This window comes from Bradyrhizobium iriomotense, from assembly GCF_018130765.1.
GTDB lineage: Bacteria > Pseudomonadota > Alphaproteobacteria > Rhizobiales > Xanthobacteraceae > Bradyrhizobium > Bradyrhizobium iriomotense_A.
Genome location: NZ_JAFCJZ010000005.1, coordinates 34,047 through 53,385, shown reverse-complemented (window position 1 = coordinate 53,385; position 19,339 = coordinate 34,047). Strand labels below are relative to the sequence as shown.

General features: G+C 65.3%; 15 protein-coding genes. 3 read left to right on the top strand and 12 right to left on the bottom strand.

The genetic code is table 11. The annotated features are described in order from the left end of the window. Positions 1–10: 10 nt before the first annotated feature. Both JQ635_RS11175 and JQ635_RS11170 read right to left on the bottom strand, forming a co-directional pair. Positions 11–2,734 (bottom strand): molybdopterin-dependent oxidoreductase, encoded by a 2,724-nt coding sequence (locus JQ635_RS11175; protein WP_211409919.1) that lies wholly within the window; start codon positions 2,732–2,734, stop codon positions 11–13. Further along, positions 2,731–3,558, bottom strand: coding sequence for an FAD binding domain-containing protein (locus JQ635_RS11170; RefSeq protein WP_211409918.1), 828 nt, complete (start codon positions 3,556–3,558; stop codon positions 2,731–2,733). Before JQ635_RS11170 ends, JQ635_RS11175 begins: the two co-directional genes overlap by 4 nt. 153 nt (positions 3,559–3,711) lie before the next feature. Between JQ635_RS11170 and JQ635_RS11165 the strand changes: the two genes are divergently transcribed. After that, the gene (locus JQ635_RS11165; RefSeq protein WP_211409917.1) at positions 3,712–5,061 is read left to right on the top strand and encodes an 8-oxoguanine deaminase; all 1,350 of its coding nucleotides are present in this window, start codon (positions 3,712–3,714) and stop codon (positions 5,059–5,061) included. 111 nt (positions 5,062–5,172) lie between these two features. Here the strand turns inward: JQ635_RS11165 and JQ635_RS11160 are convergent, their stop codons facing one another. From JQ635_RS11160 to JQ635_RS11145, 4 genes are all read right to left on the bottom strand, one after another. Beyond that, complete coding sequence (locus tag JQ635_RS11160) at positions 5,173–6,249, bottom strand: BMP family ABC transporter substrate-binding protein (RefSeq protein ID WP_211409916.1); 1,077 nt, start codon at positions 6,247–6,249, stop codon at positions 5,173–5,175. Positions 6,250–6,327: 78 nt separating this feature from the next. Continuing rightward, complete coding sequence (locus tag JQ635_RS11155; protein ID WP_211409915.1) at positions 6,328–7,245, bottom strand: ABC transporter permease; 918 nt, start codon at positions 7,243–7,245, stop codon at positions 6,328–6,330. Continuing rightward, complete coding sequence (locus tag JQ635_RS11150; RefSeq protein ID WP_211409914.1) at positions 7,232–8,323, bottom strand: ABC transporter permease; 1,092 nt, start codon at positions 8,321–8,323, stop codon at positions 7,232–7,234. Before JQ635_RS11150 ends, JQ635_RS11155 begins: the two co-directional genes overlap by 14 nt. Beyond that, the gene (locus tag JQ635_RS11145; RefSeq protein ID WP_211409913.1) at positions 8,307–9,878 is read right to left on the bottom strand and encodes an ABC transporter ATP-binding protein; all 1,572 of its coding nucleotides are present in this window, start codon (positions 9,876–9,878) and stop codon (positions 8,307–8,309) included. Before JQ635_RS11145 ends, JQ635_RS11150 begins: the two co-directional genes overlap by 17 nt. Positions 9,879–10,459: 581 nt before the next feature. Between JQ635_RS11145 and JQ635_RS11140 the strand changes: the two genes are divergently transcribed. Then, complete coding sequence (locus JQ635_RS11140; protein WP_211409912.1) at positions 10,460–11,569, top strand: hypothetical protein; 1,110 nt, start codon at positions 10,460–10,462, stop codon at positions 11,567–11,569. Between the two features lie 191 nt (positions 11,570–11,760). Here JQ635_RS11140 and JQ635_RS11135 read toward each other — a convergent pair whose 3' ends face one another. The 6 genes from JQ635_RS11135 to JQ635_RS11110 are packed head-to-tail and all read right to left on the bottom strand — an operon-like array spanning position 11,761 to position 17,639. Further along, entirely contained in the window at positions 11,761–12,246 is a 486-nt protein-coding gene (locus JQ635_RS11135) for a nucleoside deaminase (protein ID WP_211409911.1), read from the bottom strand. 13 nt (positions 12,247–12,259) lie between these two features. Next, complete coding sequence (locus tag JQ635_RS11130) at positions 12,260–13,792, bottom strand: ABC transporter ATP-binding protein (protein WP_211409910.1); 1,533 nt, start codon at positions 13,790–13,792, stop codon at positions 12,260–12,262. Beyond that, positions 13,789–14,472, bottom strand: a complete 684-nt coding sequence (biuH, locus tag JQ635_RS11125) for a biuret amidohydrolase (protein ID WP_025037675.1) — start codon at positions 14,470–14,472, stop codon at positions 13,789–13,791. The genes JQ635_RS11130 and biuH overlap by 4 nt, the downstream gene beginning before the upstream one ends. A gap of 17 nt (positions 14,473–14,489) precedes the next feature. Beyond that, complete coding sequence (locus tag JQ635_RS11120; RefSeq protein WP_211409909.1) at positions 14,490–15,416, bottom strand: ABC transporter permease; 927 nt, start codon at positions 15,414–15,416, stop codon at positions 14,490–14,492. A gap of 1 nt (position 15,417) precedes the next feature. Then, a complete protein-coding gene (locus JQ635_RS11115) occupies positions 15,418–16,530 on the bottom strand; it encodes an ABC transporter permease (protein ID WP_211409908.1) in 1,113 nt (370 codons plus the stop codon). Continuing rightward, positions 16,527–17,639 carry a BMP family ABC transporter substrate-binding protein gene (locus JQ635_RS11110; protein ID WP_211409907.1) on the bottom strand — a complete coding sequence of 371 codons (1,113 nt, stop codon included), beginning with the start codon at positions 17,637–17,639 and terminating at the stop codon, positions 16,527–16,529. The genes JQ635_RS11115 and JQ635_RS11110 overlap by 4 nt, the downstream gene beginning before the upstream one ends. A gap of 405 nt (positions 17,640–18,044) precedes the next feature. On the opposite strand from JQ635_RS11110, the gene JQ635_RS11105 reads away from it, so the two are divergent. Next, on the top strand, positions 18,045–19,316 hold the full coding sequence (locus JQ635_RS11105; RefSeq protein ID WP_211409906.1) for an allantoate amidohydrolase: 1,272 nt from the start codon (positions 18,045–18,047) through the stop codon (positions 19,314–19,316). The last annotated feature ends 23 nt before the right edge of the window (positions 19,317–19,339 follow it).

The window sequence follows — 19,339 nt, the reverse complement described above, 5'->3', positions numbered from 1 at the left end:
AAACATCTGCCTAGCCAAATTTATCGTGGAGCGCCGGAAACAGCCGGTCCGGCTTGAAGGGTGGCGCAGTGAAGCGAATGCCGGTGGCGTCCGCGATCGCGTTGCCGAGCGCCGCGGCAACCGGATTGTAGGGACTCTCGCTCATCGACTTGGCTCCAAGCGGCCCGATCGTGTCCGACGTCTCCGCGAACAACACTTCGGTGCGCGGCACGTCGGCGAAGGAGGGCAGGTGGTAGTCGCGGAATTTCGGGTTGGTGACGCGGCCGGTCGCGTCGATCACCATCTCCTCGTAGAGCGCAGCACCAAGGGCCTGTGCGACGCCGCCTTCGACCTGGCCGCGGCACTGCATGGGGTTGGCGACGATTCCGGCGTCCGCGGCTTGCACGCTCCTGAGAATCCTGAGCTCGCCGGTGCCCTTGTTCACCGCGACGCGAAAGCCCTGCACGTTGAAGCCGACCGAGCGCGGCGTGCCGCCGGAATTGCCGCTGGCTGCGAACGGCTGGCCGCGCTCGCGGGCAAGCTTGGCCAGTTCAACAAAGGACATGCGTCGCACGCCGCTGACGACTGTCTCGCCCTCGAGCGTGCAACCACCGACGTCGCACAGCCAGGCGTCTGCGGCTGCAGCCCTCAGCTCGGTCGCAAGCTGCGTGGCGGCGGCCTGCGTCGCCTTGCCGGCGACGAAGGTGCCGGCGCTGCCATAGGCGCCGGTGTCGTGGCCGCCATGGGCGGTGTCGGACTGGCGCAGGAAAATCCTGTCGACGGTGGTCGCCAGGATCGTCGCCGCGATCTGGCGGTGGACGGTGCTGGTGCCGTTGCCGAACTCGGCGGTACCGACGGTGAGATCAAAGCCGCCGTCGTCGTTGAGCGCGATCATGGCGTCCGCGATGTGGCCGGCCGGCGGCACGGTGTCGATCATGGTCAGCGCGACGCCGTCGCCGATCAGCCATTCCGGCGACAGCTCCGGCTGCGGGCCATCCGCCTGCATCGCGCGCTCGACGAGGTCGAGGCACTGGTCGAGCCCGTAGGAGCCATAGAGCACGTCGTGAAATTCGGATGGCGGCGGCGACAGCATGGGATCGCCCGGCTTGACGATGTTCAGCCTACGCATGTCGTAGGGACTGATGCCGAGCTGTTTGGCCAGCTCGTCGATCGCGGCTTCGATCGCGATCAGCGTCTGCGGCAGGCCATAGCCGCGAAACGCGCCGGCCGGCACCGTGTTGGTGTAGACGGCGTAACCGTCCACCCGCTTGTTCGGGCAATTGTAGACGGCAATGGACTCCGACAGGGAGTGGAACATGACAGGGCCGGCGTGATTGCCGTAGGCGCCGGTGTTGGAGAGCACGTCGAGCTGGAGCGCGGTGAGCTTGCCGTCGGCATCGGCGCCGACCTTGATGTGGACCCGCATCGGATGCCGCGTCGAGGTCGCGATGAACTGCTCCTCGCGGGTGAGCTCCAGCTTGACCGGGCGCCCGGTCCTGAGCGCGGCGAGTGCAAGGATGTCCTCGACGAACATCTCCTGCTTGCCGCCAAAGCCGCCGCCGACGCGCTCGCAGAACACGCGGACCTTGTCCATGGGAAGCTGGAAGATGTCCGACAACGCACGCCGGGTCAGGAACGGCACCTGCGTCGAGGTGCGGACGTTGAGCACGCCCGCATCATCGAGCCAGGCGAGACCGCCATGGGTCTCCAGCGCGGCATGTTGCACGCGATGACTGTGGAAGGTGGCCTCGTAGGTGACGGCAGATGTGGCAAGCGCCGACGCGACGTCGCCAAACTCGCCATGCGTCTCCGCCGCGAGGTTGCGCTGAGCATCGGCAACGCGGTTCGCAGTGGTCCGGTCGGGATGGATGATCGGTGCGCCCGGCGCCATCGCCTGCTCCGGATCGATCAGCGCAGGCAGGATCTCGTAGTCGACCTTGATCCGGCGGCAGGCCTCCTCGGCAGCGCCTTCGCTCTCGGCGATGACGGCCGCGACCTTCTGGCCGATGAAGCGGACGACGTCGTCAAGGACGCGCGTGTCCTCGGGGTCCATCCAGTCCTTCTCATGGCGCGCAGTCGAGATCAGGACCGACGGCGCATCCTCATGCGTCAGCACAGCGTGCACGCCGGGAACGCGAAGGGCATCCGACGTGTCGATCGCGATGATCCGCGCGTGGGCGTGAGGCGAACGCAGCAGCTTGATATGCAGAAGGCCGTCGATTGCGGTGTCGAAGGTGTAGCGCGCCGCGCCGCGGACCACATCGGGGCCTGCGGGCGCCGGGAGGCTGCGGCCGAAGGCGGCGCCGGGCTCGACGCTCTCCTCGACATTGGTCTTGCCGAGCAGCGCGTCCTCGATCGCGCGATAGCCGGTGCAGCGGCAGATATTGCCCTTCAGTGCAGATCCGAGATCGGTGCGCTGCGCCTGGTTCAGCGAGGCGCAGGTCAAGATCATGCCGGCGGTGCAGAAACCGCATTGAAAGCCCTGCGCGTCGAGGAAAGCCTGCTGCATCGGATGCGCACCGCGGTCGCCGCCGAGGCCTTCGATCGTGGTCACAGTGCGGCCGTCGGCGCGGAATGCCGGGATCAGGCAGCTATGCACCGGCTCGCCGTCGAGCAGCACGGTGCAGGCGCCGCAATCGCCGGCGTCGCAGCCCTTTTTCACGCCGAAATGGCCGAGCTCGCGCAGGAATGTGCGCAGGCACTGGCCCGCGCGCGGCTCCTGCGTGAACGTGCTGCCGTTGATCTCAAAACTCATGGCGATGCGGTTCCCAGGAGTTCGCCGCGGATCTCCTCTGCGAGCCGCAGCGTCATGTGCTTGCGCCAGAGCGGCTTGCCGTGGATGTCGGTGTGGTAGAGGTCGTCGGTGATCTGCTGCATGATCGCATCGCGCAGCGCACCCGCATCGGGCGGCTTGGAAAACGACAGCTGGATCGGTCGCACCGTGGAGGCTGTGACCGTGAGCGTCAGCGTGCCATCGGCATCGAGGCTGCCGATGAGGAGCGCTGCCGAGCGGCCGACCGGAGCCAGCGAGATCTGGCGAAACGCGGTTCGGCGCTTCAGTGCGGCAACCGGGATATCGATCTGCCGGAGCAGGTCGCCCGGCGTCAGGCGGTTGCGCTGGTTGCCGGTGACGAAGTCGACGACCGGAATCCTCTGCTCGCCACCGCCGGCCTTCCAGATGGTGCAGACGCCGTCGAGCGCGGAGGTGAGGGAAATCATCGGTCCCGCCGGCAGCGACATGCAGAGATTGCCGCCCACCGTCGCCGTCTTCCAGATCTTGAACGAAGCAAGGAAGGCGCGACAGCATTGGCCGATGAGAGGTGCTGCAAGCCAGTCGGGTGGGCAAGCGAGTCCGTCAAGTTGCGCAACGGTGCATGTTGCGGCGATGGAGAGGTGGCTCTCGGTGATCGTCAGCGCGGGCCATTTCAGATCGGTGAGATCGATGAGCCGCGTGAGGTGGGCTTGCGGCTCCGAGAACAGCCAGGTGCCGCCTGCGAGCCAAGCATCACCTGGCGTCCAAACGGGCAGCTGCGCGCGCGTTTGCGGATGGGCGACTGCTGTGATGGTATTCAAATCCATGGCTGCGCCAAAAGCTTCCGCCCGGTGAATCGTGCGATAGAGTCTTGCAAGACCGGAGCCAAGTCGCAACAAGCAAAGTCATGGCATGAACGTGTTCGGACTGGCGTCCGGCTTGCAGGCCTGTCGTCAGCAGATGTGAGGAGAAGCAGGTTCATGAACGATGCAAAGCCGATCTGGATCAGGGATCCGCTGGCCATCCTCGCCGACGGTGCTGCGCGCGGGATCGTGGTCAGGGATGGCCGGATCGTCGAGCTCGTGCCGGCAGGCGGCACGCCCGCAACCGCGGATGTTGCGGTGTTCGACGCGGGCGAGCACGTCGTCCTGCCGGGCCTCATCAACACGCATCATCACTTCTACCAGACGCTGACGCGGGCGCTGCCCGCGGCGATGGACCGCGAGCTGTTTCCCTGGCTCCAGGCGCTCTATCCGGTGTGGGCGAAGCTGACGCCGGAGCGGCTGGAGCTTGGCGTCACCGTGGCGATGTCCGAGCTGCTGCTGTCGGGCTGCACCACCACGACGGATCATCACTATGTCTTCCCGGCGGGGCTCGAGGAGTCCGTCGACATCGAGGTCAGTGTCGCCAAGCGGCTCGGGTTGAGGGTGCTGCTCACGCGTGGCTCGATGAACCTGTCGCAGCGCGACGGCGGGCTGCCGCCCGACAGCGTCGTGCAGGACGAGGACACGATCCTTGCCGACAGCGCGCGCGTGGTCGCAAAACATCACCAGCGCGGGGTGGATGCTATGGTGCAGATCGCGCTGGCGCCTTGCTCGCCGTTCTCCGTGACGACGTCACTGATGCGCGCCACCGCCGATCTCGCCGACAAGCTCGACGTGCGCCTGCACACCCATCTCGCCGAGACTGAGGATGAGAACAGATTCTGCCAGCAGATGTATGGTTGCCGTCCGCTCGACTATCTCGAGCAATGCGGCTGGCTCAACGCGCGGACCTGGCTCGCCCACGGAATCTTCTTCAATCCCGACGAGATGAGGCGGCTCGGCAAGGCCGGGACGACCGTCAGCCATTGTGCCTGCAGCAACCAGCTGCTGGCGTCCGGCTGCTGCCCGGTGTGCGAGATGGAGGAGGCCGGCGTCGGGATTGGGATCGGCGTCGATGGTTCGGCCTCGAACGACGGATCGAACCTGATGCAGGAGGTGCGCGCCGCCTTCCTGCTGCAGCGGGCGCGTTACGGGGTGACGAGGGTCAGCCACAAGGATGCGCTGCGCTGGGCGACCAGGGGCTCGGCAGCCTGCGTCGGCCGTCCGGAGCTCGGCGAGATCGCTGTCGGCAAGGCGGCGGATCTCGCGCTATTCAAGCTCGACGAGCTGCGCTTCTCCGGCCATGGCGATCCCCTGGCCGCGCTGGTGCTATGCGGGGCGCATCGGGCCGATCGGGTGATGGTGTCGGGGAAATGGGCCGTGATCGACGGCGCGATCCCGGGACTGGATGTCGCCGACCTCATCCGCCGCCACAGTTCGGCGGCGCGGGCCATGCAGTCGGGATAATCAGGCCGAAAAATTGAAAGAGGGGGCGACCACAAGTGCCGGGTGCTTCTGGCCACCCCCTCCGAACCTCCTCCGGGAGGAGCAGGTGAGTTAGGCAATGCAAGAAGCGTGCTACTTGCCCGGCAGCTTGTCGTCGATGCCTTTCACGTAGAAATTCATGCCGAGGATCTGGCCGTCGTCGAGATTGGCGCCGCCCTTGCACTCGACCGCCTTGCCGTCCTGCGCAACAATCGGGCACTTGAACGGGTGCAACTTGCCCGCGGTGATCGCGGCCTGGGCATCCTCGGCCATCTTCTTCACGTCGTCAGGCATGTTGGTGTAGGGCGCCATCGCGAACATGTGGCTGTCGAGTCCGCCCCAGGTGTCCTCCGACTTCCAGGTTCCGGCGAGCTCGGCCTTGACGCGATCGATGTAGTAGGGGCCCCAGGTGTCGAGGATCGAGGTCAGCTGGGTCTTGGGCCCGAACTTGATCATCTCGGAATCCTGGCCGAAGGCGAGCTTGCCGCGCTCGCTGGCGATCTGCATGGCGGCCGGCGAGTCCGTGTGCTGCATGATGACGTCGGCGCCCTGGTCGATCAGCGCCTTGGCGGCGTCGGCTTCCTTGCCCGGGTCGAACCAGGTGTTGGCCCAGATGATCTTGACCTTGATGTTCGGGTTGATGGTCTGCGCCGCCAGGATCGTCGCGTTGATGCCGGAGACGACCTCGGGGATCGGGAACGATCCGATATAGCCGAGCACGCCGGACTTCGACATCTTGGCCGCGATCAGGCCCTGGATGTAGCGGCCCTGGTACCACTTGGCCGAATAGGTCGACATGTTCTTGTCGCGCTTGTAGCCGGTGGCGTGCTCGAAATGCACGTTCGGATACTTCTTGGCAACCTTCAGCGTCGGGTCCATGTAGCCGAAGGATGTGGTGAAGATCAGCTTGTTGCCGGCGCGGACGAGCTGCTCGATGGCGCGCTCGGCGTCGGGGCCTTCGGGCACGTTCTCGAGATAGGTGGTCTCGATCTTGTCGCCCAATTCCTTCACCAGCGCCTGCCGGCCGACGTCATGCTGGTAGGTCCAGCCGAGGTCTCCGATCGGGCCCAGGTAAATGAAGCCGACCTTCAGCTTGTCGGCGGCGGAGGCTGCGCTGACGCTCCCGGCAAGCAAAAGCCCGGCAGTCAGCGCAAGAAGTGATTTCCTCATCATCAATCTCCAAACATCAGGGGAAAGCCACGATCCGCAACGTGCGCGCCCCATCGCGCACGCCGCGGAAATGAAACGCTAGCGATCAGGCACGAACACGGTGCCGAGCGCGGCCGGCGCGGTCGAGCCGCCGGTGCGCGCGCGGGAGAGCAGGACCAGCACGATGACGGTCGCGAGATAAGGCAGCGCCGACATGAACTGCGAGGGAATGCCGACGCCCCAGCCCTGCGCGTGCAGTTGCAGGATCGTCACCGCACCGAACAGATAGGCACCGACCACGAGGCGGCCCGGCCGCCAGGACGCGAACACCACCAGCGCCAGTGCGATCCAGCCGCGGCCCGCGGTCATGCCGGGAATGAAGAACGGCGTATAGGCAAGCGGCAGATAGGCGCCGGCAAGTCCGGCGCAGGCGCCGCCGAACATCACGGCGAAGGTTCGGATGCGCAGCACGGGATAGCCCAGCGCATGCGCGGAGACGTGATTGTCACCGCAGGCGCGCAGGATCAATCCCGCCCGCGTGCGGTACAGGAACCACCAGACGCCAACGATCAGCGCGACGGAGAAATAGACGAAGCCGTCCTCGCCGAACAGCACGCGGCCGATCAGCGGCATGTCGGTCAGGCCGGGAATGTAAAGGTGCACGGCCGGCGTGATGCGTTCTCCGACGAAGCCGGCGCCGATCAGGCCGGAGAGGCCAATGCCGAGAATGGTCAGCGCAAGACCCGTCGCGACCTGGTTGACGGCGAGCCCGAGCGCCATCAGCGCGAACACGAGCGACATCAGCGTGCCCGCGACGATGCCGAACAATGCGCCGACCAGAATCGAACCGGTCAGCCACGCGCCGCCAAAACCACAGGCGGCGCCGACGATCATCATGCCCTCGACGCCGAGATTGAGCACGCCGGAGCGTTCGGTCACGAGCTCGCCGGTCGCGGCGATCAGCAGCGGCGTCGATGCGGCGAGCACCGCGAGGACGATGGCCTCAATGAGTTCCACGGGCCACCTGTCGGTTCGGGAACACCAGCTTGAAGCGGTAGAGGATGAGGGAGTCGCAGGCGAGCACGTAGAACAGCAGAATGCCCTGAAACACCTTGGTGACATCCAACGGGATCTTCATCGCGATCTGCGCCTGCTCGCCGCCGATAAAGGTCAGTGCGAGAAAAAGGCCTGCAATTAATATTCCAAGCGGGTTCAACCGGCCGAGGAAGGCGACGATGATCGCGGTAAAGCCGTAGCCGGGCGAGATGCCGGGCTGGAGATGCCCGACGGGACCGGCGACCTCGATGATGCCGGCAAGGCCCGCCAGTGCGCCGGAGACCGCGAAGGTCAGGATGATCAGCTGGTTGGCGTTGAAGCCGCCGAACCGCGCCGCGCGGGGCGCGGCGCCGACCACGCGGATCTCGAAACCCTTGATGGTGCGCCCGAGCAGGATCGCCGCAGCCGCAACGACGAGCAGCGCGATGATCGAGCCGAGATGCAGCCGGCCGCCTTCGATCAGCAGCGGCACCGTCGCGACCGGATCGAACTCGGCCGTGGTCGGGAAATTGAAGCCGTGCGGATCGCGCCAGGGGCCGCGCACGAGATAATCCAGAAAGAGATCGGCGACATAGACCAGCATCAGGCTGGTCAGGATCTCGCTGGCGCCGAACTTCACCTTGCAGATCGCCGGGATCAGCGCATAGAGCGCGCCAGCGGCGGCTGCGAGCACGAGCATCGCCGGCAGCACCCAGGCGCCGGCATCAGTGCCCTGCGTCTTCACCGCGATCCAGCTTCCGGCGACGGCGCCGATCAGGAATTGCCCCTCGGCGCCGATGTTCCAGGCATTGGCGAGATAACAGAGCGACAGGCCGATCGCGATCATTACCAGCGGCGTCGCCTTCACCGCGATCTCCTGCAGCGAATAGCCGTCGGTCAAGGGCGCGATGAAATAGGCGTGGAGTGCAAGCAGCGGATTCTTGCCGAGGATCGCGAACAGGATGGTCATGGTGACGATCGTGAGGCCGATCGCGATCAGCGGCGAGACCAGCGCGATCGTGCCAGAGCGCTCGGCGCGCTTCTCAAGCACCAACTGCATGCGCGGCCTCCTTCGGCTCCAGGCTGCTGCCGCCCATGAGAAGGCCGAGCTTTTCGCGCGTCGCTTCGCTTGTCGCAAGTGGTGCGGACAACCGGCCGTGGAACATCACGGCGATGCGGTCGGCGATCTCCGCGAGCTCGTCGAGGTCCTGGCTGGTCACCAGCACGGCGGCGCCGGCGGTTGCGAGATCGAGCAGCGCCTGGCGGATCACCGCAGCAGCGCCGGCGTCGACGCCCCAGGTCGGCTGGCTCACCACCAGCACCGCCGGGTTGCGCAGGATCTCGCGTCCCACGATGAACTTCTGCAGATTGCCGCCGGACAGGCTCGCGGCCTCGGGATCGCGCTTGGCCTTGCGGACATCAAAAGTTTCGGTCGCTCGATCAACTGTCTTCAGCGTCGCCGCGGTGTCGATGAAGCCGCGACGGACCATGCCGCTGGCGGCGTGCCCGGTCAGCAACGCGTTCTCCGACAGCTTCATGCGCGGCGCGGTGCCATGGCCGAGCCGCTCCTCGGGAACGAAAGCCGCGCCCAGCTTGCGGCGCTGCGTGATCGAGAGGTGGCCGGCGGCGATGCCTTCGATCACCACGGTACCGGGATCCTTGGACAGCCGCTCGCCGGAGAGCGCCGCAAAGAGCTCGTCCTGGCCGTTGCCGGCGACGCCGGCGATGCCGAGGATCTCGCCGCCCTTCAGCTCGAACGAGATGTGCTCGAGCCGCACGCCATGCGCCTCGCTTGGCGCCAGCGAGAGATCGTTGACGACCAGCCGCGGCACCGTCGTCTGCCGGCCGGCGGGAGCCTTCACTTCCTTGATCTCGCCGCCGACCATCATGCGGGCGAGCGAAGCTGCGGTCTCGAGCCGGGGATTGCAGGTCTCGACCTTCTTGCCGCCGCGCAGGATCGTGGCGGTATCGCAGAGGCGCTTCACCTCCTCCAGCTTGTGGCTGATGTAGAGGATGGCGCGGCCTTCCGCCTTGAGGCGCTCCAGCACGATGAAGAGCTGATCGGCCTCCTGCGGGGTCAGCACCGCGGTGGGCTCGTCCAGGATCAGGAATTTCGGGTCCTGCATCAGGGCGCGGACGATCTCGATGCGCTGGCGCTCGCCGACCGACAATTGCCAGACCTCGCGCCTGGGATCGAGCGGCAGACCGTAGGTCTTCGACACCTGCTCCAGCCGCGCCGACATGTCCTTGAAGGATTCTTTCCCATCGAGGCCGAGCGCGACGTTCTCGGCGACGGTCAGATTGTCGAACAGCGAGAAGTGCTGGAACACCATGCCGATACCGCGGCTGCGCGCTTCGGACGGACCAGACAGGACGATCGGTTGGCCCTGCCAGCGAATCTCGCCGGCGCTAGGCTGGATCAGCCCGTAGATCGCCTTGACCAGCGTCGACTTGCCGGCGCCGTTCTCCCCGAGCAGGGCGTGAATCTCCTTCGGCCAGATGTCGATGTCGATGGAATCGTTGGCGAGAAAATCGCCATAGCGTTTGGTGAGCCCGAGCGTCTGAAGCAACGGGGACTCGCCGGAATGCAGGCCGTTAGGCGTCGGATCTAACATTCGCTGATGCGCTTGCATGGGGTGAAGTGCCTCAATAGTGGGCTAGTTTGAACCGCCGCGTAAGGTGTGAAAAAGCGTCATCCCTTGCTCAACGCTTCGGCAGGCGGGCGGTGTCGGCGAGTCGTGGCTCTCGCCGGGCGCGGATTGTGCTTGAGCGCTCCAGGATTGTCCTTGTGGGGACCGCTCGGGCGTGGGGCCTGTTGCAAATTTGTGACGGTTCAAATCAAATCGGAACCCCGTGTGCAGGCCTGATCTGAAGTTGAGCAAAATCGCGCCAAGACGCGTATGCAACGTCGGATCGCCGCGCGACGCGCCGTCGACGATTCCGTCAACCTCGTTCGCTCGACGTGAAACGCGAACAAAATCAAACGGGAATGTTTGGCAATGGCCGGCCTCGCATCGCTGTGTGCCGGCGCGCATGGCCCGCGAAAATCCTCGAAATCCAGCGATGAAATGTCGCCTGCTGCCGAAACAAACGGCATGCCTTGAAAAAAGTTGAGGCTTCTCACTCCTGATGATCGGCGCAAGTGTCGCACCCAAGGGACATTCATTTTTACGTGTCCAAACTTGGGGGTATCAGGATGTCGTTTCGTTTCAAGGCAATTGCAGCGGCGGCGCTGTCACTTGCTACGCTCGCCACCGGTGGCCTGGCTCAGGCTGCGGATTTGCCGGTCAAGGCTGCCAAGAAGGCGCCGGACCTTCCGTTCTTCCTGGTGATCGACGACCGCGTCACCTTCTCCTACATCTTCAATGCCTCGCAGCCCGGTGCGTTCACCAACACCAACGGTGTGATCAACGCCAAGACGACGAAGCAGGTCTACTCCTTCACCCACTTCGACGCCTGGGCTTACGGCACCAACTTCTTCACCATCTCGATGTTCAAGTCGGATCACAACGATCCGGCGGGTCCGTGCACCGCCACCGGCGTGATCGTGTCACCGGCTGCCGGCTTCGCAGCCACGCCCGCAAGCTGCGCCGGCGCAACCGAAATCTACGGCCTGTTCCGCTCGACCTTCGGCTGGAACGAGATATTCAACACCAAGGCGTTCACGCAAGGGCCCCTGCACAACATCTCGTTCGAGGTTGGCATGGATGCCAACACCGAGAACCGCTATTTCGGCGCCGCCAAGCGTGACGTCGTCGCCGGTCTGCAGTTCGCTTTCGACCTTCCCTACAAGGGCTACTTCAACGTGGCGCCTCTGGTGTATTGGGAGTTCGCGAACCACAACTCCTTCTCGCAGTGCGGCGCCGGCTGGATGGCCCCGTGTCTCACCGACGGCAACACCTCGTTCAAGCCGACTTGGGCGATCGAGACCAACTACTACATGGACCTCGGCTTCCTGCCGCCGAACATGCAGTATTTCTCGATCAGCGGCCGCGCCGGCTGGTATGGCAAGAAGGGAACGGACACCGAGCCGCTTCCGGCCAGCGTTGCCAACGGCGTCTATCCCACCAAGGTCGAGTTCAACTCGGAGCCGATCCGCCTGACAATGGATGCCTCGAAGGCGATCTGGGGTGAGAAGTACTCGCACTTCGTCGATGTCTGGGTGGCCTATCGCTACTGGCAGAACAAGTTCGGCCTCGATCACAACAACGCAGTTGCCTGCACCACCTTGGTCGGTGGAGCGAAGGTGAGCACCGGGTCCTGCACCGAGTCCTCGCTCTACTCCGGTATCACCGTGAAGTTCTAGCCACCTGAGATATTTCAGGTGAAAGACGATGGCGCCGCGTCAAACCTCCGCGGCGCCATCTTCGTTTGGCGATGAACTGCCGTAGGGTGGGCAAAGCGTAGCGTGCCCACCACTTCTGCTTCCATTGCGTTGAGATGGTGGGCACGGCGCAAGGCGCCTTTGCCCACCCTACGGCACTGTTTGCTGGATACCTACTTCGTCCACACGCCGGCGTGCAGCGCTTCGGCTTCGTCTTCGAGCAGTGGCCCGACGACCTCCGTCGGTCGCTGGCCGCTGGCAAACACCTCGCGGCAGGGCAAATCGAGCGTCGGGTTCTCCGGGTGGTTGCCGGTGACGCCGCGCAGGCGGTGCTCGCTGAGGCCGTAGACGACGCGGCCGATGCCGGCCCAGTAGATCGCGCCGGCGCACATCGCGCAGGGTTCGGCGGACGAATAGAGCGTGGCTTTGGCCAGCACCTCGCGGCCGAGCGTGCGGCAGGCCTGGGTGGCCGCGAGCCGCTCGGCATGTGCGGTGCCGTCGCGGTCCGGCATGTAGCCGTTCTCGGTCTCGATCAGCACCTTGCCGTCGGCACCGACGACAATGCAACCGAAGGGATGGTTGCCGTGGGTGAGCGAGCGCCGGGCGACCGCGAAGGACAAACGTAAGAAGTGTTCGTCGCGTTCGGTTGCCTCGCTCATCGCTCCTCCGCGATCAATGACCCGCCATGTGCCGGCCGAACACGGTGAGATCGGCTTCGCTGGTCCGTGCTTCATACACGAATTCGCCGTGGAACATCACCACCAAACGGTCCGACAGTTCGAGCAGTTCGTCGAGATCCTCGCTGACGAGCAGCACCGCGGCGCCGCGGTTGCGCGCCGCCATGATCTCGGCGTGGATCTGGGCCACCGCCGCGAAATCGAGGCCGAAGCAGGGATTGGCTGCGATCAGCACCTCGACGTCGCCGCCGAGCTCGCGGGCGAGCACGGCGCGCTGCACGTTGCCGCCCGACAGTGCCGAGATTGGCGTATCGGGCGTGCGGGTCTTGATCTTGTACTGACCAATTTTTTTCCTGGCGTCGTTGCGGAAGGCGCTGCGATTGAGCCACCAGCCGCCACTTGCAAAGGGCGCCCGGTCGAATTCGCGGAAGGCGATGTTGTCGGCGACGCTCATGCCGCCGACGCAGGCGTTCTTCAGCGGCTCCTCGGGCAGCAGCGACATCCGGTGGCGCCGCATCTCCTCGCGGCTGGCGTGATAGGGATCGCCCGCCACGCGCACCTCGCCGCTCTCGGCCTCGCGCTGGCCGGCCAGCACCTCGACGAGCTGGCGTTGGCCGTTGCCGGAAACGCCGGCGATGCCGACGATCTCCCCGGCGCGCACGGTCAGGGAAACATCGTGCACGGCGATCGCGCCGGCATCGTCGAGTGCCCGAACCTTCTCAAGCTCCAGCCGCGCCTGACCGGCTTCGCCGGTGCGCGGCGGCTGCACCGTCAGCTCCTCGGCGCCGATCATGGTGCGCGCCATCGCATCCGGCGTCAGCTCGGCGACCTTGCCGGCCCCGGCAAGCTTGCCGCGGCGCAGGATCGTGACCTCGTCGGCGAAGGCCATGACCTCGCGAAACTTGTGCGTGATCATCAGGATGGTCAGCTCGCCCCTGACCACCATGTCGCGGAGCATGCCGAGCACTTCGTCCGCTTCCGCCGGCGTTAGCACCGAGGTCGGCTCGTCCAGGATCAGGAAGCGACGCTTCAGATAGAGCTGCTTGAGGATCTCGCACTTTTGGCGCTCGCCGGCGGAGATGTCGGAGACCCGCGCTGAGAGCGGCACCTTGAAAGGCATCCGAGCAAGGAACGCCTCGAGCTCTTTCATCTCCTTGGGCCAGTTCACGACGGCCGGCACATGGTCTCGCGCCAGCACGAGGTTTTCGGCAACCGTCATGGCCGGCACCAGTGTGAAATGCTGGTAGACCATGCCGAGGCCGAGCGCGTGGGCATCCTTCGGGTTGGTGATCGCCTGCTCGCGGCCGCCGACGATGATGTCGCCCTCTGTCGCGTGGTAGTAGCCCATGATGCATTTGACGAGGGTGGATTTGCCGGCACCGTTTTCGCCGAGCAGGGCGTGGAACGAGCCCGGCCGCACCTTCAGCTCGACATTGTCCAGCGCCAGGAAATCGCCGAAGCGCATGGTCATGGCGATGGCATCGACGCCGAAGGCGCCCGACGGCGGAGGCGTTTCGCCGATGATCACGAAATCGCTCCGATGAAGGCATCGGAGGTCGAGACCGCGCCGAACACGCCGCCCTGCATCTTGATCATCTTCAGCGCGTGGTCGTGGTTGCTCTTGTCGGTCGCGCCGCAGCAATCGTGCAGCAGCACGCATTCGAAGCCGCGGTCGTTGGCTTCGCGCATGGTGGTGTGGACGCAGACGTCGGTGGTGATGCCGGTCAGCACGATGTTCTCGATGCCGCGGACGCGCAGGATCAGCTCCAGATCGGTGGCGCAGAACGAGCCTTTGCCTGGCTTGTCGATGATCGGCTCGCCGGGCAGGGGTGCCAGCTCCTCGATGATGTCCCAGCCGGGCTCGCCGCGCACAAGGATGCGGCCGCATGGGCCGGGGTCGCCGATGCCGGCGCCGATCTGGCGCGAGCGCCAGCGCTTGTTGGCGGGAAGATCGGAGAGGTCAGGGCGGTGGCCCTCGCGGGTATGGATGATGTGAAAGCCTTGCTTGCGCATCGCGGCGAGCAGCCTCTTGATCGGCTCGATCGGCGCCCGCGTTAGCGAGAGGTCATAGCCCATCTTGTCGACATAGCCGCCGACGCCGCAGAAATCGGTCTGCATGTCGATGATGATGAGCGCGGTGTTCTCGGGGCGGAGATCGCCGTTGTAGGGCCAGGCGTAGGGTTCGGACTTGATGTAGCGCTCGGGCATGGACGACCTCGTGCGTGTTACCGTGTGATCGAGAGTTCGGCGGGTGCGCCGGTCAGCGTCCGCTTCGGCGAGCAGGTGATGATCATGATCGCCAGCGTCAGGATGTAGGGCGCAGCGTTGAAGAGGTGGTAGCCGGAGGTGACGCCGACCGATTGCAGCGCCGGTCCCAGCGCCGCGGCGCCGCCGAAGGCGAGTGAGGCCCACAGGCAGAGCAGGGGATCCCAGCGCGCGAAGATCACGAGCGCCACGGCGGTGATGCCCTGACCCGAGGACAGGCCCTCGTTCCAGCTGCCGGGATAGAACAGCGACAGGAACGAGCCGCCGATGCCGGCGAGGAAGCCGCCGACCATGGTGGCGCGCAGGCGGATCAGCAGCACGGAATGGCCCATCGCACGGGCGGCATCCGAGCTCTCGCCGGCGGTGCGGATGAGCAGGCCCCAGCGCGTGGTACGGAATGCCCAATAGAGAATTGGCGCCAGCACGACGCCGATCAGGAACAGCACGTTGATACGCAGCGCGGCGCGCACCTGCGGGAGGTCGCTCCACCAGCCGAAATCGATGGCGGGCAGGCGTGGTGCGGTGGGCTCGATCAGCGGTTTGCCGAGATAGAAAGCGAGGCCGGTGCCGAACAGCATGAGCGCGATACCGACCGCGACGTCGTTGACGCGCGGCAGCGAGCAGATGCCGGCATGCAGTGCGCCCAGCAGCGCGCCGGTGATGCCGGCGGCGAGCACCCCCAACCATGGTGATCCCGTGAGGTAAGAGATGCCATAGGCGCTCATCGCGCCCATCACCAGTGTGCCTTCGAGGCCGAGATTGATACGGCCTGCGCGCTCGGTGATGCATTCGCCGAGACTCACGAACAGGAACGGGGTGGAGACGCGAATGGCACCGCCGAGCACGGCGAGCGGGACGGTCCAGAGTCCGATCGATCCGTCTGCCATCTCAGGATTTTCCCTTCAAAAATCCGATGCGGCCGTAGAGCGCATCGCTGGCGAGCACGAAGACGAAGATGATGCCCTGCAGCACCAGCACGGACGCATCGGGCAGTCCCAGGCGGCGTTGCAGCAGGCCGCCGCTGGCGCTGATGCCGCCGAGCAGGATCGCGATGGGGATGATGGCGAGCGGATTTTGCCGCGCGAGGAAGGCGACGAGAATGCCGGTGAAGCCGTAGCCGGCCGCGAGGTTGGCGTTGGTGCGCCCCTGCACGGCGGCGACCTCGACCATGCCGGCAAGACCCGCCGCGCCGCCGGCGAGGAAGCAGACGGTCAAGATCAGCTTGCTGACCCCGAGGCCGACGATCTTGGCAGCACGGATGTTGCCGCCGGCAACACGCGCGGCGAAGCCGAACACGGTGTGATAGATCAGGATGTAAGACGCGATCGCGGCGATCAGGCCGAAGACGAGGCCCCAATGCACGTCGGTGCCGGGAATGGAGCCGATCATGTTGGCGGCGCCGATCTCGCGGGTGGAGGGCTTATTGAGGCTGGCGGGATCGCGCATCAGCCCCTCGACGAGATGGTTGAGGATCGCGAGCGCGATGTAGACCAGCAGCAGGCTCGAGATGGTCTCGTTAACGCCGCGATATTGCCGGAGCGAGCCGGAGAGCATGATCCACAGCCCGCCGCCGATCACGCCGGCGCAGACCATGGCGATCTGGACGACGAACGGCGGCATGCCCTGAAGCGCGAGTGCGGCGCTGGTTGCCGACAGTGCGCCGATCAGCAGCGCACCTTCGCCGCCGATGATGACCATGCCGAGTTGCGCGGGTAGCGCGGTGCAGAGTGCGGTGAGGATCAGGGGGGCTGCGCGCGTCAGCGTGTTCTGCCAGGAGAACCAGGTGCCGAACGCGCCGTAATACATGTAGAAATAGAGATCGAGCGGGTTCTTGCCGAACATCGCGACGAAGACGCCGAACACCGCAAGCGCGCCGACGAGCGCCGCGCCCGGGATCAGGACATATTCGATCGTGCCGCCGTGACGCTGGAGGAAGCCGGGATCGGCGGCCGGGGCGACTGTCCCGACCGCGTCCGTGGAATCCGCCGCTTCCGTGGTCACGAAGTGGCTCCGATCACGCCCTCGACCAGATAGTCCATCTTCTCGAGTTCGGGATCCTTCTGGCCTCGGTCGGTCCCGGCAGGGATCACCGTCTTGCCCTTGTTGTCGACCAGCCCACCCTTGAAGATGGCGTAGCCTTCTGCCGACAGGAATTTTGCCTTGGCCTCGTCAGCCGCCTTGCGCGCTTCCGTTGAGACCGCTTCGCCGTAGGGGGAGACCTTCACGATCTCTTCCTTCAGGCCGCCGCGGTAGAAGTTCGGGATGCCTTCGCCGGCGGCGATCATCTTGACGAACTTCGGATAGAGCGCTTCCCAGTTCCACTCGGCGCCGGTGAGATAGGCCTTGGGTGCCAGTGCCGACTGGTTGGTGTGATAGCCGCAGACGAAGGCGCCGCGCCGCGCGGCGTTCTCGACCATGGTCTTGGGACCATCGACGTGACAGGTGAGCACATCCACGCCCTGATCGATCAGGCTGTTGGTGGCTTCGGCCTCCTTGACCGGCATCGACCAGTCGCCGGTGAAGATCACCTGCGTGGTGGCCTTTGGATTGACGGACTTGGCGCCAAGCGCGAAGGCGTTGATGTTGCGCAGCACCTGCGGGATCGGCTTGGCCGCGACAAAGCCGAGCTTGCTGCTCTTCGACGTCAGGCCGGCGACGATGCCGGAGATGTACTGGGCCTCGTCGATATAGCCGAAATAGCTGCCGGCGTTCTTGGGGTCCTTGTCGCTCCAGAGGCCGCCGCAGTGCTCGAAGCGCAGCTTCGGGTACTTGGTGGCCATCTTGATCATGTGCGGATTGTAGTAACCGAACGAGGTCGGGAAGAGCAGGGTGGCGCCGTCGAGATTGATCATGGACTCGATCGTCTTCTCGACCGCGTCGGTCTCCGGCACCTTCTCCTCCTCGACCACCTTGAGGCCGGGAATCTTCTTGAGTGCCGCCGCGCCCTGCGCGTGGGCCTGGTTGTAGCCGTAGTCGTCGCGCGAGCCGACATAGATGAAGCCGATGGTGGTCTCGGCCGCGAAGGCCGGGCGGAGGCCCGCTGCCGCGCCGAGGGTGAGGGCCGCGCCGCCCTGCAACAAATGACGTCGTGAAATCCTGCCAGAATCCATTGCTCGCTCCCCTTGGCGGATGCCCCGCCTTGATCTCGCGGCTGCGCCAGCCTGGCGGAGCCGGGATCGGATGTCGCAAGCTTCGTGCCAGAGATTATGAAGAGTGCAATTGCGATTAAGTATATGGAATATATGAGATATAATAATCGTCGAGAACTTGGCGAGGAAAGTAGCAGATTAATTTATAGGCAGTATTTCGTAATTGTATGCAGTGGAGTTAAGCAGTCTTAACCGGCTCCCAGATGTGCATGACCAGCTTCGGACCGTCGGCCGAGAAGGTGCATTCATGCTAACCACGCGCTGACTGGGACGGCGCCGGAAGATGTTCGCTGGCACCGAACTTGTATCGATTGTCGTCAGGACCGCCGCTGCTGTGGTCCCCTAGAAGATGGAAAGCTCGCCGAGATGGGTGCTGGTACCGTTCACGATGCATCGCTCGGCAAGGAGATCGTTCGCCGCATCAACGAGCTCGGCGCGATCTCGGAAGAGCCCGACAAGCTCACCCGCATCTTCCTCAGCAAGGAATTGCGCAAGGCCGCCGACCTCATCCTGAGCTGGATGCGCGAGGCCGGCATGAGCGCGCATCTCGACGCGATCGGCAATGTCTGCGGCCGGTATGAAGGCGAGCGGCCGGGCGCGCCCTGCCTGATGCTCGGCTCGCACTACGACACCGTGCGCGATGCTGGCAAATGGGATGGACCGCTGGGCGTGATCACCGCGATCTCCTGCATCGCCGATCTCAACCGCCGCGGCAAGCGTCTGCCGTTTGCGATCGAGGTCATTGGCTTCGCCGACGAGGAGGGGGTGCGGTTCGCCTCGACCCTGCTCGGCAGCCGCGCGGTGGCCGGCACCTTCGACGAGAGCGTTTTGAACACGCGCGACCGTGACGGCGTGTCGATGCGCGATGCGCTCGTTCAGTTTGGGCTGGATCCCGATCACATCGGCGCGGCCGCACGGACTCGGCGCGAACTGCTCGCCTATCTCGAATTGCACATCGAGCAAGGTCCGGTGCTGGAAGCACAGAACTTGCCCGTCGGCGTGGTCACCGCAATTGCCGGCGCGACACGGCTTGCTGCGCGGCTGACCGGCATGGCCGGTCACGCCGGCACCGTGCCGATGGCGCTGCGCCGTGACGCGCTCACCGGTGCGGCCGAATGTATCGGCGCGATCGAGCAGTTCTGCCGCACCGACGAGGGCGGTCTGGTCGGCACCGTCGGCTACATCCAGGCGAGGCCCGGTGCGACCAACGTGATCCCAGGCGAGGTGTCTTTCACCATCGACATGCGCGCGCCAACCGACATGCACCGCAAGCGCGCGGTTGCCGACGTCGTCCGCCAGATCGAGGCGATCGCAAAGCGCCGGCAATTGACGCTCCAGCTCGACGTCACCCACGAGAACCGCACCGCGCCCTGCGCACCCTGGCTGAAGCAGCAGATCGCGCAGGCGATCGCTGCGGAAGGTCTCTCCGTGTTCGAGCTGCCGAGCGGGGCGGGTCATGACGGCATGGCCATGATCGACATCGCCGATGTCGGCATGATCTTCGTCCGCTGCCGCGGCGGCATCAGCCATCACCCGGACGAACACGTCGAGCTTGCCGATGCCGACGCCGGCGCGCGGGTGCTGCTGCGGGTGATCGAGAATTTCAGGCCGCGGGAGGACCGCGCCGGCGCGAACTGACGGCCGGGAGCTGCCTGTCATCG

Coding starts and splice junctions, on each gene's coding strand:
- JQ635_RS11175 (WP_211409919.1), bottom strand. CDS start 2,734: ATGAGTTTTGAGATCAACGGCAGCACGTTCACGCAGGAGCCGCGCGCG.
- JQ635_RS11170 (WP_211409918.1), bottom strand. CDS start 3,558: ATGGATTTGAATACCATCACAGCAGTCGCCCATCCGCAAACGCGCGCG.
- JQ635_RS11165 (WP_211409917.1), top strand. CDS start 3,712: ATGAACGATGCAAAGCCGATCTGGATCAGGGATCCGCTGGCCATCCTC.
- JQ635_RS11160 (WP_211409916.1), bottom strand. CDS start 6,249: ATGAGGAAATCACTTCTTGCGCTGACTGCCGGGCTTTTGCTTGCCGGG.
- JQ635_RS11150 (WP_211409914.1), bottom strand. CDS start 8,323: ATGCAGTTGGTGCTTGAGAAGCGCGCCGAGCGCTCTGGCACGATCGCG.
- JQ635_RS11145 (WP_211409913.1), bottom strand. CDS start 9,878: ATGTTAGATCCGACGCCTAACGGCCTGCATTCCGGCGAGTCCCCGTTG.
- JQ635_RS11140 (WP_211409912.1), top strand. CDS start 10,460: ATGTCGTTTCGTTTCAAGGCAATTGCAGCGGCGGCGCTGTCACTTGCT.
- JQ635_RS11135 (WP_211409911.1), bottom strand. CDS start 12,246: ATGAGCGAGGCAACCGAACGCGACGAACACTTCTTACGTTTGTCCTTC.
- biuH (WP_025037675.1), bottom strand. CDS start 14,472: ATGCCCGAGCGCTACATCAAGTCCGAACCCTACGCCTGGCCCTACAAC.
- JQ635_RS11120 (WP_211409909.1), bottom strand. CDS start 15,416: ATGGCAGACGGATCGATCGGACTCTGGACCGTCCCGCTCGCCGTGCTC.
- JQ635_RS11110 (WP_211409907.1), bottom strand. CDS start 17,639: ATGGATTCTGGCAGGATTTCACGACGTCATTTGTTGCAGGGCGGCGCG.
- JQ635_RS11105 (WP_211409906.1), top strand. CDS start 18,045: ATGGGTGCTGGTACCGTTCACGATGCATCGCTCGGCAAGGAGATCGTT.